At 45.1% G+C, this 15,003-nt stretch carries 15 protein-coding genes; 7 read left to right on the plus strand and 8 right to left on the minus strand.

Annotated elements, in window-relative coordinates; all coding sequences use genetic code 11:
* The first annotated feature begins 126 nt into the window (after nucleotides 1-126).
* On the plus strand, nucleotides 127-597 hold the full coding sequence (locus M1D98_RS19290; RefSeq protein WP_268558987.1) for an RDD family protein: 471 nt from the start codon (nucleotides 127-129) through the stop codon (nucleotides 595-597).
* Between the two features lie 82 nt (nucleotides 598-679).
* On the opposite strand, the gene M1D98_RS19295 is transcribed toward M1D98_RS19290, so the two are convergent.
* The gene (locus M1D98_RS19295; RefSeq protein WP_268558986.1) at nucleotides 680-1,096 is read right to left on the minus strand and encodes a DUF5391 family protein; all 417 of its coding nucleotides are present in this window, start codon (nucleotides 1,094-1,096) and stop codon (nucleotides 680-682) included.
* Between the two features lie 230 nt (nucleotides 1,097-1,326).
* Here M1D98_RS19295 and M1D98_RS19300 point away from each other — a divergent pair, with 230 nt between their 5' ends.
* Nucleotides 1,327-1,782 (plus strand): RDD family protein, encoded by a 456-nt coding sequence (locus tag M1D98_RS19300; protein ID WP_039074955.1) that lies wholly within the window; start codon nucleotides 1,327-1,329, stop codon nucleotides 1,780-1,782.
* 30 nt (nucleotides 1,783-1,812) lie between these two features.
* Here M1D98_RS19300 and M1D98_RS19305 read toward each other — a convergent pair whose 3' ends face one another.
* From M1D98_RS19305 to yxaF, 3 genes are all read right to left on the minus strand, one after another.
* Nucleotides 1,813-3,021 carry a DUF418 domain-containing protein gene (locus M1D98_RS19305; RefSeq protein ID WP_121641586.1) on the minus strand — a complete coding sequence of 403 codons (1,209 nt, stop codon included), beginning with the start codon at nucleotides 3,019-3,021 and terminating at the stop codon, nucleotides 1,813-1,815.
* A gap of 107 nt (nucleotides 3,022-3,128) precedes the next feature.
* The gene (locus M1D98_RS19310) at nucleotides 3,129-4,142 is read right to left on the minus strand and encodes a quercetin 2,3-dioxygenase (RefSeq protein ID WP_268558985.1); all 1,014 of its coding nucleotides are present in this window, start codon (nucleotides 4,140-4,142) and stop codon (nucleotides 3,129-3,131) included.
* 81 nt (nucleotides 4,143-4,223) lie between these two features.
* On the minus strand, nucleotides 4,224-4,799 hold the full coding sequence (gene yxaF / locus M1D98_RS19315) for a transcriptional regulator YxaF (protein WP_121641588.1): 576 nt from the start codon (nucleotides 4,797-4,799) through the stop codon (nucleotides 4,224-4,226).
* A gap of 128 nt (nucleotides 4,800-4,927) precedes the next feature.
* Between yxaF and M1D98_RS19320 the strand changes: the two genes are divergently transcribed.
* On the plus strand, nucleotides 4,928-5,998 hold the full coding sequence (locus M1D98_RS19320) for an SDR family oxidoreductase (protein ID WP_456279873.1): 1,071 nt from the start codon (nucleotides 4,928-4,930) through the stop codon (nucleotides 5,996-5,998).
* Nucleotides 5,999-6,036: 38 nt separating this feature from the next.
* Here the strand turns inward: M1D98_RS19320 and M1D98_RS19325 are convergent, their stop codons facing one another.
* Together M1D98_RS19325 and M1D98_RS19330 are read right to left on the minus strand one after the other, a co-directional pair.
* Complete coding sequence (locus tag M1D98_RS19325; RefSeq protein WP_121641590.1) at nucleotides 6,037-6,528, minus strand: DUF1433 domain-containing protein; 492 nt, start codon at nucleotides 6,526-6,528, stop codon at nucleotides 6,037-6,039.
* Between the two features lie 3 nt (nucleotides 6,529-6,531).
* Entirely contained in the window at nucleotides 6,532-6,912 is a 381-nt protein-coding gene (locus tag M1D98_RS19330; protein WP_456279874.1) for a DUF1433 domain-containing protein, read from the minus strand.
* Between the two features lie 362 nt (nucleotides 6,913-7,274).
* Between M1D98_RS19330 and M1D98_RS19335 the strand changes: the two genes are divergently transcribed.
* Nucleotides 7,275-8,852, plus strand: coding sequence for a Na+/H+ antiporter (locus M1D98_RS19335; protein WP_129550890.1), 1,578 nt, complete (start codon nucleotides 7,275-7,277; stop codon nucleotides 8,850-8,852).
* Nucleotides 8,853-8,890: 38 nt separating this feature from the next.
* Here the strand turns inward: M1D98_RS19335 and M1D98_RS19340 are convergent, their stop codons facing one another.
* A complete protein-coding gene (locus M1D98_RS19340; RefSeq protein WP_456279875.1) occupies nucleotides 8,891-9,922 on the minus strand; it encodes a polysaccharide pyruvyl transferase family protein in 1,032 nt (343 codons plus the stop codon).
* A 93-nt stretch (nucleotides 9,923-10,015) separates the two neighbouring features.
* On the minus strand, nucleotides 10,016-11,164 hold the full coding sequence (locus M1D98_RS19345) for a glycerate kinase (protein WP_456279876.1): 1,149 nt from the start codon (nucleotides 11,162-11,164) through the stop codon (nucleotides 10,016-10,018).
* Nucleotides 11,165-11,358: 194 nt separating this feature from the next.
* Here M1D98_RS19345 and gntR point away from each other — a divergent pair, with 194 nt between their 5' ends.
* Genes gntR through gntP form a run of 3 tightly spaced genes read left to right on the plus strand, consistent with a single transcriptional unit; the run spans nucleotide 11,359 to nucleotide 14,999 of the window.
* Nucleotides 11,359-12,090, plus strand: a complete 732-nt coding sequence (gene gntR, locus M1D98_RS19350; RefSeq protein ID WP_456279877.1) for a gluconate operon transcriptional repressor GntR — start codon at nucleotides 11,359-11,361, stop codon at nucleotides 12,088-12,090.
* Complete coding sequence (gene gntK / locus M1D98_RS19355; RefSeq protein WP_129550887.1) at nucleotides 12,083-13,624, plus strand: gluconokinase; 1,542 nt, start codon at nucleotides 12,083-12,085, stop codon at nucleotides 13,622-13,624. The genes gntR and gntK overlap by 8 nt, the downstream gene beginning before the upstream one ends.
* Before the next feature lie 28 nt (nucleotides 13,625-13,652).
* Nucleotides 13,653-14,999, plus strand: coding sequence for a gluconate permease GntP (gene gntP, locus M1D98_RS19360; RefSeq protein ID WP_121641597.1), 1,347 nt, complete (start codon nucleotides 13,653-13,655; stop codon nucleotides 14,997-14,999).
* The last annotated feature ends 4 nt before the right edge of the window (nucleotides 15,000-15,003 follow it).

Genomic DNA, 15,003 nt, shown 5'->3' on the forward strand with positions numbered 1-15,003 from the left:
AAGAAACGAATAGTCATAAAATACCGTTTTTGCTACAAGACCAAATTCCTCTAGTATATCTCATTGAAACCGCACAGCCCCTCACGTATAATATCCCAGAAAACTTCAAAGGAGAGAATTTTATACATGGAAAAACCAGCTGGATTTTGGATACGGGCAGCCGCCGCTATTATTGATGGACTGATACTATCGATATTCATTTTTATTATGTCTCTGATTAACGTCCTTATTGTAATGCCTCTCATTGATGCGGCAGGGACACATATGACAGAAGCTCAATATCAATTCTATATGTTGATATTTGGTACAATACCCCTTTTTGCGATCATATTGCTCACCTGTATTCTTTACTATAGTGTGCTGACTTCATCACACATGCAAGCAACACTGGGAAAAAAACTCATGGGCATCATCGTTGTCAATCAATATGGTGAACGTATTTCTTTTTGGCACAGCTTCGGTCGTTTCTTTGCCTACACATTGTCAAGGATCCTGTATATTGGTTTCATCATGGCGGCCTTCCCCGCTAAACTGGCATTGCACGATTATATTTGCGGGACAAAGGTTATTTATCAAAATAAATATAGGATTGATTAACCCAACACAGGCTGCCGAGTTGTCCTCGCCAGCCTGAATTTCTAATTTTTTGCGACCGCTATGACATGTTCACTCTACTCGTTTAGAAAATGGCAGCTTTTTTAGAATCTGAACGAAATGCAGCCACAAACCAAATAACATTGACAGCTGCCGCAGCGAGACAAACTCCAATCACAAAGATCACCTCAGAAAGGAGATCTTCACTGAATAGGCCAAACAGCAAGATAAAACCGGCCGTAGACAAGTGAATCAGCAGCCCAAAGGCGCAAAGCACCGCCATGACATACCTCATCGCATCTACTCCAAGCATATAAATGAGAAAAGGAATGAAGTACAACACAAGGACCATACCAATAGCTGACCACATGCCGACTGAGTTGAACTGATTGGCCGCCCCGCCCGTTTTGGACAGCGGCGAAAGTGAAGCCGCAGCAATCATAGCGCAGAAAAGAAAAGCAGAAATGACTGTCATGATCGCCACGCTGTTTTTTCTAGACATCAAACTCCTCCCCCGAATAGAAATATTATCCTTTTTTATTATGGGTTATCCAGCAGGTGAATTCAATATACAATCAATTTAGATTTTACCGGGATATTCATATAGTAAAAAACAGAGGATAAAAGACTCATTTTTCAGGCATATCAGGATTTTATCACCATATCATATTGCATATGTTATTTTTTCAAAGTATACTATTCCAGATTAATTCAAAGGAGAGAGAAAAATACATGGAAAAACCAGCAGGATTTTGGATTCGTTTTTTAGCTTATTTTATCGATGGCATTATTGTATCTGTTCCTAGTTATATTATTCTATTTATTATCAATAGCGTGTTTATAGCTGGATCTGTGGCAACAGACCCATACATGACAGAAGAGGAGTATCTCGTGAAATACATGACGTTCGCATTTTTGCCTACCATGCTGATCATGCTCGTCATCTGTGTGTTATATTACGGTCTGCTCACAGCTTCTAAAATGCAGGGCACACTCGGCAAAAAAATTCTTGGCTTGAAAGTGGTCAATGAACAAGGCGAACGGGTTTCTGTCGGACAGGCAATCGGCCGTTACTTCGCCTATATCTTATCTGGAATCATCTTTTATATTGGTTTTATCATGATCGGCTTTGGAGAGAAAAAAGGCCTGCATGACATCATTTGCAAAACACGTGTCGTGTATAAATAATAGAAAAAAAGTCTAGACGCCAATAGGAGTCTAGACTTTTGCTTTTTTTACCATAGGCTGCCACGCCAAATACGCAGCGCTTCTCCACAGCCACTCAAACGGCCCCATCTTAAACAAACGAAGCCACAGATGGCTGAAGACCATTTGAACGGCACAAACCACAATCGTCATAAACACGCCTGCAGCAGGATACACTTTCCCGTACAGCCCCAAGCCGTAATGATAGAATATCCATGTACACACGATAGACTGCATCAGATAATTGGTAAATGCCATCCGTCCAACAGCGGAGAAAGATTGCAGCACAGCTTTCACTCTTGTTTTATGATAAAGATAGACAACCGTTGTGACATAGAAAAACATGAGGAAAGGCGCGCCAATCAGCAAAAACACTTCCCTATCCGTTACACTGTACACAACATGGGCGCTGATGCCGATGACTAGCCCAGCCATCCACACTCTTTTTAATTCTTTGCGATACTTTCCGGGATCGTGCAAATAGCGTGACTTCGCCGCCGCAGCTCCCAGCAAAAACATGCTGAAATAAGGAACGGATGCAAAGAAAAAGCTGATCGGGTTATACGTAAGCATGCCATTCGAAGACATGTAAACGAGACGATCACGAATCCGCTGTTCCGCAATCTCCTTCAAGCTGCCGCTTCCGTAAACATGGAGCGCTTGCTGAGCCTGGTGAACTGCAGCTTCTGCCCCTTCCTGTCCATTAGATTGATAAAAGCTTGCCAAAATGAACGGGACCGTAAACAAAAGATACAAAGAGACCGCCCATATCATCAGTGTTTTCGGCGTTGCTTTCCGAAATAAGAGCAGGACAAAGCCGAGCAGGGCGTATTCCATCAAAATGTCACCGTCCCATATCAAAAAGGCATGAATCGTCCCAAAAAAGAGAAGCGCCGTTAACCTTCTCGCATATAACGGAACAAATCGTTTCCCTTTGCTTTCTGTCCTCTCCCTCATAACTACCATGCCAAATCCAAATAAAAAGGAAAACAATAAAATGCACTTTGTTTGGATGAAGAATGTCAGTATGTCTGCTACTGCAAAATCGGCTTTTGACCACTTTTCCGTAAAAAAGTTCTCTTTCCCAAGCATCGACAAATACATATCCGGATAACTGAAATGTGCCAGATTGACAAATAAGATGCCGAAAATCGCTATTCCCCTTAGCACATCAAGCACGCCAATCCGTTCATTTGCCGAAATCGGATGTAATGAAGACATAGCCATCACGCTCCTTTTTTCTGTACCTTAAGGGTATAAAAAAGAGGAGCGCGGAAACATCGATTTAGATGTCAGGCAGGTATGGAAATCTTACAATCTTGTCATCTTTATGGTTTCATTACCTTTAAATCTAGTGCTTCGATATTCTGCAACACACGATCAAAGCGCAGAGCCCGAGGCTTACTTGGGAAGATGTGGCCTTCGTACGGCTCACCTAGCGTCCGGAAAAACGGTTCAAATAAGCCAGGAACCAATACGCCCACCATCTTTGTGTAATGGGAATCCAAACGATAGGAGTGAACCGTATTCGCAGGAACATGCAGAAAATCTCCAGGACTCAGCTGGATTTCTTGGCCATTTGCCCACATCGTCATCTGCCCTTCTAGGCAATAAAATGTTTCTGTATGATGTTCATGGTAGTGATCAACAATTCGGTCGCCTTTAGGGCCGTCTGATACGACGACGATAAACTGGCCTTCTGTATTTTTTTGTGCAGCCACTATGCGGTGAAGCTGATCTCCCGTCAATAGGCGGTCGCCTTCTCCAGACTCAAGCACGTATGGAACAGCTCCATCCGGAAGCTCTGTACGTTCCGCTAATTTCGCCGCACCGGCAGGCTTTTCTTCATCCAGAAATGCAATGTCCGCCTCAACGGCTGCTTCTGCAAATCGCTCGTTTGACACCTCTTGGCTTACGTGCGGCGGATGTTCAACGTGAGCATATGGATTTCCAATCACGGAATACATGTGCGCCACATTTCCTTTCATCGTGTAAGACACCAGTCGCGTTCTGTGGCTCTGCATCCGGTAGCTGTGCGGTGTTCCGGCTGGAATGTTCGCATAATCGCCTGATACTAATAAATAGCGTTCTCCATCAATCGTCAGCTCAAGCTTCCCGTCCAAAACGAGAATCCCTTCATGTGTGTCCTTGTGGACGTGGAGCGGAAAAGCATCTCCTTTTCCCCCGGAAAGCAGCACGATCTCAAATAGATCGCCTGTGCTCTTCCCATTCGCCATCACCGTGGCAACCTGTCTGCCGAACAAATAGCGCTCGCCTTCTCCGCTGCGGAGCAAATATGGCATTTTTTCTTTTGGCAATGAATGTTCACGTAATGTTTTCATCAATCGTTCCTCCAGTTTAAACCAGTCTCCATATATAACTAGACCGTTCTATATAATTGTAGGAGAAAGGATAACAAAATGCTACCCTTTTTTTCTCACAAGCACTGGAATTTGATCGGCGATGAGAAGAAGGGGCGTTTTGTCTTTATTCGTTAACGAAAGCATGATACCGCCCTCAATCATCGAATTGATCAGCATTCCGAGCTGATTTGCTTCTTCTTCTGCAAATCCGTTTTCCATTAGTTTTCTGGCAAAACCAGCTTCCCAGCTTTTAAACACCTTCATGCAAACCGTCCGCAGCGGTTCACTGATTAACGCAGTCTCACTCGCCAGCAAACCAACCGGAAGGCCTTGAATGCTTTGTGTATTGTCAAACTGGCTGGCTGTTTTTTTGATAAATTGCTGAATCGCTTCTATTGGATCAGAGGATTCATCCATGCTTTGCTGTATCAGATGTTCAATCAGTTTTCCTGTATATGAAACCGCTTCAATCGCTAATTCTTCTTTGCCGTTCGGGAAAAAGTGATAAAGCGATCCCTTCGGAGCACCGCTTTCTTTCACAATCTGGTTCAAACCCGTCGCGTGATATCCTTGCAGCTGGAACAGACGTGACGCCGTGTGAAGAATTTTTTCACGTGAATCTCCTCTGCTAGTCATAAAACATTCCCTCCTAGGTATGGTAAAGCGACTTATATAATATAAAAAAGAACCCTGTGATTGTCAAAAAGGGTAAGACCCTCCCGGATGGGGTAAATGTAGAAAAACAGCGTCTAGGAGGGATCTCAATGACAAACGATTATTCAGTCACGAATACAGAAAGACTTGAACAACAAAACACAGGCATGAAAACGAAGCTTAAACTGAAAAAACTCAAGGATCAAGTGATCGTCATTACCGGCGCTACGAGCGGGATCGGCCTTGTCACGGCAAGAATGGCAGCTGAAAAAGGCGCAAAGGTTGTCGCGGCAGCTCGAAATGATGAGGCTTTGAAGGAACTCACTGAAGAATTAGAGGAAAAAGGGCATGAAGCGATATGGGTGAAAGCGGATGTCGGAAAAGAGGAAGACGTGAACCGCATCGCAGAAACCGCGATCAGCACATATGGCCGTTTTGACACATGGGTCAACAATGCCACCGTCTCGATTTTCGGACACGCCATGGATGTCACTGTTGAAGACATGAAGCGCATGTACGACACAAACTTCTGGGGGCCTGTTTACGGTACAAGAGCGGCAGTCAAACACTATACCAATAGAGGCGAACCGGGCGCACTCATCAATGTAGGCAGCCTGTTTGGCGATAGAGGAACTGTCATTCAATCCACATATGCGTCAGCCAAATTTGCGCTTCTCGGTTGGACGGAAAGCATCCGGATGGAGCTTGAAAAAGAACAGGCACCCGTCTCGGTTACGCTCATCCATCCTGGCAGAATTGACACGCCCTACAACGAGCATGCTCACAGCTACCTCGACAAACAGCCGGCTCATTACCGCTCGATGATCTACCCGCCGGAAGCGGTCGCCGAAGCCATCCTGTTTGCAGCTGAACACCCGAAGCGCGACATGTACATCGGATCACAGGCAAAAGCCATCGCCATGCTGGGCGCTCTTTTCCCCCGGCTGACCGACAAACTAATGGAAAAAATCATGTACCACAGCCAGCATGCCGCAAGACCGTCCAAACCGCGTGAAGAAAGCGCGCTTTATGAAGCGGGATACGGCATGCATGACAGGGGCACAAACAAAGGATGGATGCGGTCAAGAAGCTATTACGTGAAAGCCACAAAACGCCCGATTGTATCGGCTGCAGTCGTTGCCGGACTGGTGGCTTGGGGAATATCGAAGAGGAGAAAGTAACCGATCACAAAAATAAACAGGCGTTTTGCCTGTTTATTTTATTCCCCTATGTCTTTTAAATATTGTTCTCGTTCCTTTTTATCAGGGTAAGCGGTTTTGATGTATTTATCTTTTACTTCTTTGCTGTACTCGCTCCAATCGGTAAAACGATTACCTACATCCTCAGAATAACTCATTCCGTCCACTTTATTGGAATCATAAATTAAATCTGCTGAGAAATAAAACTTATTTGGATTGTCATTGATATAACCTTTCACTATCATTCTTCCCATCGGGTTTATCGTGACTTTATCTTCAAAAGTTACAGACTTAATAAAATGATGGATATCCTCTTTTCTTAACTCTTCTTCTATTTTCGGTTTCATTTCTTCGACATATGCTTCAGCTTTTTCTTGATCACTTTTTTCTTTACTAGTTATGTACTTTTTAGGAGTGTCTATCGTTTTTTTTATTTCATAAATGAAACCAACCATTACGATTAACAAGACGCTAACAAAAGCTAGTAGTTTAAATGGCGCTTGTTTTTTCATAGATTATTTTATTTCCCCTATATCTTTTAAATATTGTTCTCGTTCTTCTTTCGATAAACTATTTAAAAAGTCTTCTTTGACCTCTTTATCAAAATCATCCCAGTTTTCAAATCGGTCCGCTGAGTCTTTATCATAACCTATGGAATCTACTTTATCAGTTCCATATCTCAAAGAGACATCGAATGAGAATTTTTCAGGATTGTTGTTTACGTACCCTGATAGTTCGATCATTCCCATTGGACTGATTGAGACATCCTTATCGAATGTTACATCATTAACAAAATGATGGATATCATCTTTTTTCAATTTTTCCTTTATTTTCGGTTTCATGTTTTCAGCGTATTCTTCTGCCTTTTGTTGTTCATTTTTTTCATTTGTGTTCACGATATGATCCCCTCCGGATTTAACTGCTGATTGATTAGAATTTGAAATTTTATGATGAAAGTAAACAATTCCTATTAAAAATACTATAATTACGCCAACAAAAAGTTTTTTTTTTGGAAAACGACATGGTTTTTCACCCTTTTTTATTTTATGATTATACTAGACTTGATACGTTCGTTCCCATATATCGAGTGAGTATAGTCAATTCCATTGGTTTATAGAATAAACAACCCAAAGCTGGCAGTTTGCCTGCTTTTTTGCTTTTCTGCAGACTGGCAAAGGGCTGTTTTACATATGATATGATTACAAATGACAAAATGAGGGTAATGTGTTAGTTCTACAATTCACAAAAGGAGGTTCTAATGGAGCACTTAGATTTGCATCATATTTTCGAACTCGGTTTTTTGCTGGTTATGATTGCAGCAGGGATCACTGCGATTGCCAAGAAGTGCAAGCAGCCTTATCCGATCGCGCTCGTGATTGTCGGAACGATCATTGGACTTGTACATATTCCGCTTTTTGAACCGCTGAAAGATTTTATCACTGAGGGCGAAGTCTTTAACTTCGTCATCATTACGCTGTTCTTGCCGGCTTTATTAGGAGAAGCTGCGCTGAAGCTGCCCTTTTCCCATTTGCGAGAAAATAAGCGTCCCGTTCTGGCGCTGGCCTTCGGCGGCACGCTCATCTCGTTTCTGATCGTCGGCTTTTCTTCCATGTGGCTGATGCATTTAGCCATTCCGGCGGCGTTTGTGTTTGCCGCGCTGATGAGTGCAACAGACCCAGTCAGTGTGCTATCCATTTTCAAAAGCGTCGGCGCGCCGAAAAAGCTGTCGATTGTCGTTGAAGGAGAAAGCCTGTTCAATGACGGGCTGGCGGTTGTGCTGTTCAACATTTCCGCTTTTTACTTAATGACTTATTTGGATCTCGGTATCCAAGGCGCTGGTTTAGGCTTGTGGGAGTTTGTCAAAGTCATTTCTCTCGGCCTCATCATCGGAGGCGCTCTAGGATTTGTCTTTTCCCAGCTCACCAAGTATTTTGATGATTATCCTTTAGAAATTATTTTTAGTATCATTCTGTTTTACAGTTCATTTCTATTGGCGGAAATGGCAGGTGCCTCCGGCGTAATCGCTGTCGTAGTCGCCGCGCTTATTTTCGGCAATTACGGGGCAAAAATCGGCATGAGCCCGACGACCAAGCTGAATATTAATAACTTTTGGGACGTCGCCGCCTTGCTCGCGAACTCCCTTGTCTTTTTAATGGTGGGACTTGAAATCACGAGAATTGACCTGACTGACAAATGGGGTTTGGCGATTATGGCCATTGTCATTGTGCTCATCGCCCGAAGTGCCGCCGTCTATATCAGTCTGGCCTTTATCAAAAAATTTCCGGTGACATGGAAGCATACCATCAATTGGGGCGGGCTGAAGGGGTCTCTGTCTATTGCACTCGTACTGAGCCTGCCGAGAGACTTCCCGGGGCGTGAAGACATTCTGATTTTCGCCTTCAGTGTCGTTTTGTTCTCTCTTGTTGTTCAGGGGCTCACGATCAAGCCGCTTCTGGAACGGTTAGGCGTGAATCAAAAGGAAGAAGGCAATCAGGAATATGAGACATTGCTTGCAAAGGGGCACCGGCTAGAAACCGCTATCCAGGAAGTCCAGCAAGTCAAACACAATTTGCTGATTCACGAAGCTGTCTCCAGGGAACTGACAGACCAGTACAAAGAAGAGGTCAGCCAGCTGCATCAACAAACAAACCAATTATTCGAAGCCTATCCGGAACTCAAAAACAAACAGCAAACCATCTTGAAAAAACATGCGTTATACGCCCAATACCAAGCGATCGAGAACTTATCAAAGGAAGATATCATCTCAAACGAAGTGGCTGAACAAGAGCAAGCGCGTATCATTGATGAAATCGTTCGGTTGGAAGAGGATCACTAACGCAAAAAAAGCAGACTGCCATCAGTCTGCTTTTTCTTTTATGATTTGAAAAAATCAATCAGCGGCTGAAAATCCTTTGATACATCAACGTCATTTGGTTCTGCTTGAAGCAGCCGGTCGATCATGCGCTCCAGTTCCTTTATATCATGTTGATCTGTGTATTCAATGAAATTTAAGCTTTCGAGCCAATCACGGTACGAATGTTTGGCTTTGCCGTAGCTGTTTCCAAAGACGAGGCAAGGTGTCTTGGTGATAATAGAGAAAATCATCGCGTGAAGGCGGTCGGTGACCACCAATTTACTTGACCCGATGCGATCAAGCATCTCCATAAAATGCTTCTCTCGATCGGCGTAATCGATGGTGTCAACCGTATCCAGCACCGTATCAGTACGCTCCGTATAGGTTGTTTTTTCTGCCCATTTTCGCATCTGTGAAATAAAATCTTCGTCAGTCACTTTCTCCTTATCCGCTCTTAAAATAAAGAGAACGCCGTCCCGCTCAAGCTCTCTCGGCACAATATCCAAGGAAAGCACCATGTCCGGGGTAAAGATCACATTGGAGTCGAAGGTCTCTTTCACCACATCCAGTGTTTGCGTCTCACGCGCGGCTATCGTTAAGTTAGGATTTTGATGATACGCATCCTGTGTTTTTTTCTTTTCTTTATTTCCTTCCTCTGTGTCTTCAAAATAAACGGATTGCGGCAGAGAAATCGATTTGTAATCCTTAAACGCCGAGAAGACTTTCCTTCTGTCTTCCTCAATATCGAGATACAGGTTTCCTAAATTGCCTCCGCCGGTAAAGCAGACAATATCGTCTTCACGGATGATCTCCTTCACCAGTTCAATACCCTCATCCGTCGCATAATCCATAATCTCAATGTATTCATAATACGGAAAATGATTTCTGATAAATTTCTCTTCCGCATACGCAATCGCTTGGTCACCAATGTTTGTGTAACTCGGGGAACCAAACAAAAATACTTTCCGTTTATCATGGAACAGGGCTTCTGGCTCTACATTTGGCGCAATGCCTTTTACGAGTTTCTTACCTTTGATTTCTTGTACCGTCATGTCGTCGTCCTCCTTCTGGGATGATTGCCTCATTGTGTAGTTAACTGTCTCTACCCCAAAAGGAGGGTGGCTATGCATCGGCATGTGCGCCGGCTATATCAGAAACATCGTTTTCGCCAATTTGATGGCTGCGGCAATGTCCCGCGCCGTTCTTTCCATGTATTCTGCGGCATGTTCAAACGCGTCTTCAAGAGACACGGCGCCGGGAACGATGCTGAAAAGCGCATCAATTCCGTGCTGATAGACGGCATCACTGTCTCGTGAGACCGATCCCGCTATGCCAATGACGGGCACATCGTATAATTTAGCCGCTTTGGCTACGCCGATCGGTGTCTTCCCGTAAATCGTTTGGCTGTCGATTCGCCCCTCACCGGTAATCACAAGGTCCGCATCCTGAACTTCATCTTCAAAATCAACCGCTTCTAGGACAATATCAATGCCTCTTTTCAAATCAGCATCAAGAAAAGCCAGCAAGCTCCACCCGAGACCGCCTGCTGCGCCGGCGCCCTTTATTTCTCTGGATGTTGTCCCAAGCGCTTTTTCTGCCACATCCGCGAAGTGGGCCAAGTTCTGATCCAGCACATCCACCATATCTTCTGTCGCGCCTTTTTGCGGCCCGAAAACAGCCGCAGCCCCTTTTGGCCCTGTTAATGGATTGTCCACGTCGCAGGCGACCTCCAATTTGACATTCTCCAATCTGGGATCAAGCTCGCTGATATCGAGTGATGCGAGTTGAGATAACGCGCCGCCCCCGGGCCCAATCTCACGGCCTGATTCATCAAGAAGCCTTCCGCCCAACGCTTGAATCATCCCGGCTCCTCCGTCATTCGTTGCGCTTCCGCCGATCCCGATCATCAAATGCTCTGCGCCCGCGTCAAGAGCCGCTGCCATCAATTCTCCCGTCCCCCTTGTTGTCGTGACGAGCGGATTGCGCCTTTCAACAGGCACGAGATGAAGCCCTGAGGCGGCAGCCATTTCAATCACTGCTGTTTTTCCATCTCCCATCATGCCAAAAATCGCTTTCACCGGTTCTCCCAGCGGCCCCGTGACAACCTGTTCTTTGATCCATCCGTCTGTGGCGTCAACCAGAGACTGAACGGTGCCCTCACCGCCGTCCGCCATCGGCAATTTTCTGTAATCAGCACTCGGAAAGACCGATTTGAAACCTCTTTCTATCGCGTCAGCGGCCTCCAGAGCTGATAAGCTTTCCTTAAATGAATCCGGTGCAATGATGATTTTCATTCAAATCGCCTCTTTCAATACATGATTCACTTTCACGTTCTATCTCCAATGTATCATATCGGGTTTGGAAATACATGACATCCATTATGGTAAAAATTTAATAAAAATTAGAAATGAAAGTGTTTGCATAAATGAAAAAACCGCGTTATCATACTTGTATACAAGTATACTTCTTGAGTGAGGAAGGTGAATGTATGCTAGACTCCAAAGACCTGTTGTATCCCGCAAAATGGCTCTCAAAAGCGTCAACCGGTGTTCGTATCGCATACGAGCTGAGAATGCGAATTATTTCAGGTTTGATTGAAAGCGGTACCATTTTATCAGAAAATACGATCGCCACCGAGTTTTCAGTAAGCCGTTCGCCGGTTCGCGAAGCGTTAAAAATACTCGCATCCGAAAAAATCATCCGCTTAGAACGAATGGGAGCGGTCGCAATTGGGTTAACTGAGAAGGAAATCACAGAAATTTATGATGTGCGTTTACTATTAGAAACATTTGTCTTTGAACGGCTTGTCAAAATCGACATTGAGCCCTTAGTCAAGGACCTCAGCAAAATACTTGAAATGATGAAAGTCTCCATCAAATACGAGGACGTAGATGAATTTTCATTTCAAGACGTGCTGTTTCATGAAACGATTATCCGAGCTATCGACCATTCATACATTCAGATGATCTGGAACAATCTAAAACCCGTTATGGAAAGCTTGATTCTGTTGTCCATGCGGGCACGGTTAAAGGAAAAACACGAGGATTTCACAAGGATTTTAGATAACCATGAGCTTTATATTCAGGCCATTAAAGCAAAAGACAGGGCGCTGATGATTCAGTCTCTTCACCAAAACTTTGATGATGTGCAAGAAAAGGTAGAAGACCTGTGGCTCTCACAACAAATGCTGGCAAAAGGAGCTGAACACCATAATGACTAGTTATATGTTAGGAATCGATATCGGCACGACAAGCACAAAAGCTGTGTTGTTCAGTGAAAAAGGAGACGTGGTACAGAAAGAAAGCATCGGCTACCCGCTCCATACACCGGACATCTCAACGGCTGAACAAGATCCGGAAGAGATTTTTCGTGCGGTCATCCAAACAACCGCGAGAATGACAAAGCAGCATCCAGAAAAACAGATCTCATTCATATCATTCAGCAGCGCCATGCACAGTGTCATCGCAATCGATGAAAATGACCAGCCGCTGACGCCATGCATCACATGGGCCGACAACCGGAGCGAAGGCTGGGCGCATAAGATTAAGGAGGAATTGAACGGGCATGAGGTGTACAAACGGACAGGAACACCGATTCATCCGATGGCACCGCTAAGCAAAATCACCTGGATCACGAACGAACAAAAAGAAATCGCTTCCAAAGCAAAAAAATATATCGGCATCAAAGAGTACATTTTCAAACAGCTGTTCAATGAATATGTCATTGATTACTCATTGGCCTCAGCGACAGGCATGATGAATCTGAAAAGCTTGGATTGGGACGAAGAAGCACTGCGCATCGCAGGCATTACGCCGGACCACTTATCAAAACTCGTGCCGACAACCGAGATCTTTCAGCATTGCAACCCAAATGTAGCGATACAGATGGGCATCGATCCGGAAACACCTTTTGTCATCGGCGCGAGTGATGGTGTTTTGTCCAATCTCGGCGTCAACGCCATTCATAAGGGCGAGATCGCCGTCACCATCGGAACAAGTGGCGCTATCCGGACGATTATTGACCAGCCGCAAACCGATGAAAAGGGACGGATTTTCTGCTACGCCTTGACGGACAAGCACTGGGTCATCGGCGGGCCGGTGAACAATGGCGGAATCGTCCTGCGCTGGATCAGAGACGAATTTGCCTCTTCCGAAATCGAGACAGCGACACGGCTGGGAATTGATCCATATGACGTGCTGACGAAGATCGCCCAACGCGTCAGGCCCGGTTCCGACGGTCTGCTGTTTCACCCATACCTCGCCGGAGAACGCGCTCCGCTGTGGAATCCGGATGTACGCGGCTCATTTTTCGGCTTGACCATGTCGCATAAGAAAGAACATATGATACGCGCGGCATTAGAAGGGGTCATTTACAACCTGTACACGGTGTTCCTGGCATTAACCGAATGCATGGACGGCCCGGTAACCCGCATTCAGGCGACAGGGGGATTTGCAAGGTCTGAGGTTTGGCGCCAAATGATGTCGGATATCTTCGAATCAGAGGTCGTCGTTCCGGAAAGCTACGAAAGCTCATGTCTCGGCGCCTGCATTTTAGGCCTGTATGCGTTAGGAAAAATTGATTCATTCGAGGCTGTGTCCGACATGGTCGGCAGCACACACAGGCACACGCCGATTGAAGACTCAGCCAAGGAATACAGAAAATTAATCCCGATCTTTATTAATCTCTCAAGATCATTAGAGAATCAATATACACAAATTGCAGATTATCAGAGAGGCTTAATCACACACAACTAGTACATGACATGAAGGGGAGGGCATTATCATGCCATTAATCATCGTTGCATTTGGGATCTTAGCTTTACTGCTTTTGATAATGGGCTTAAAATTAAACACATTTATTTCCTTGCTGATCGTATCGTTCGGCGTGGCATTGGCACTCGGGATGCCGTTCGATCAAGTTGTCAGCTCTATAGAAGCAGGAATAGGGGGAACTCTTGGCCACATCGCGCTCATCTTCGGGCTTGGTGCGATGCTGGGCAAGCTGATCGCGGATTCAGGAGGCGCACAGCGCATCGCGATGACACTCGTCAATAAATTCGGGGAGAAAAACATTCAATGGGCCGTTGTCATTGCCTCATTCATTATTGGGATTGCATTATTTTTTGAAGTAGGATTGGTTCTATTAATTCCGATTGTATTTGCGATTTCAAGAGAATTGAAGATTTCTATTTTATATCTTGGAATTCCGATGGTCGCAGCGCTCTCCGTCACGCACGGATTCCTGCCGCCGCACCCGGGGCCTACGGCCATTGCCGGTGAGTACGGCGCAAACATTGGGGAAGTGCTGCTGTACGGCTTTATCGTTGCTGTTCCGACAGTGCTCATCGCAGGGCCATTGTTTACAAAGATCGCGAAAAAAATCGTTCCTGCATCATTCGCGAAAAACGGCAACATCGCATCACTCGGCACGCAAAAAACGTTCAAGCTTGAGGAGACACCCGGCTTCGGAATCAGCGTCTTTACTGCAATGCTTCCGATTATCATCATGTCGGTCGCGACCATTATCGACCTGCTTCAAGAAACAATCGGATTTGCGGACAACGGCGTTTTAGCTTTTATTCGATTGATTGGAAACGCATCGACTGCTATGATTATTTCGTTATTGGTCGCAGTCTATACAATGGGCATCGCACGCAACATTCCAGTCAAAACCGTGATGGACTCTTGTTCAGCAGCCATCTCGCAAATCGGCATGATGCTATTGATCATCGGAGGAGGCGGCGCCTTCAAACAAGTGCTGATCAACGGCGGTGTCGGCGATTACGTGGCAGACCTTTTCAAAGGAACGGCATTGTCGCCAATTGTCCTGGCCTGGCTCATCGCGGCGATCCTCCGCATTTCTCTAGGATCAGCCACCGTTGCCGCGTTAAGCACAACAGGGCTCGTCATTCCGTTATTGGGACATTCTGATGTCAACTTGGCATTAGTCGTGCTTGCAACAGGCGCCGGAAGTGTCATTGCTTCGCACGTCAATGACGCCGGCTTCTGGATGTTCAAAGAGTACTTCGGATTAAGCATGAAAGAAACATTTGCCACATGGACATTGCTGGAAACGATTATTTCCGTTGCTGGACTTGGATTCATATTATTGTTAAGTTTAGTTGTATGAAATT

It is taken from the genome of Bacillus sp. K7 (assembly GCF_053903245.1).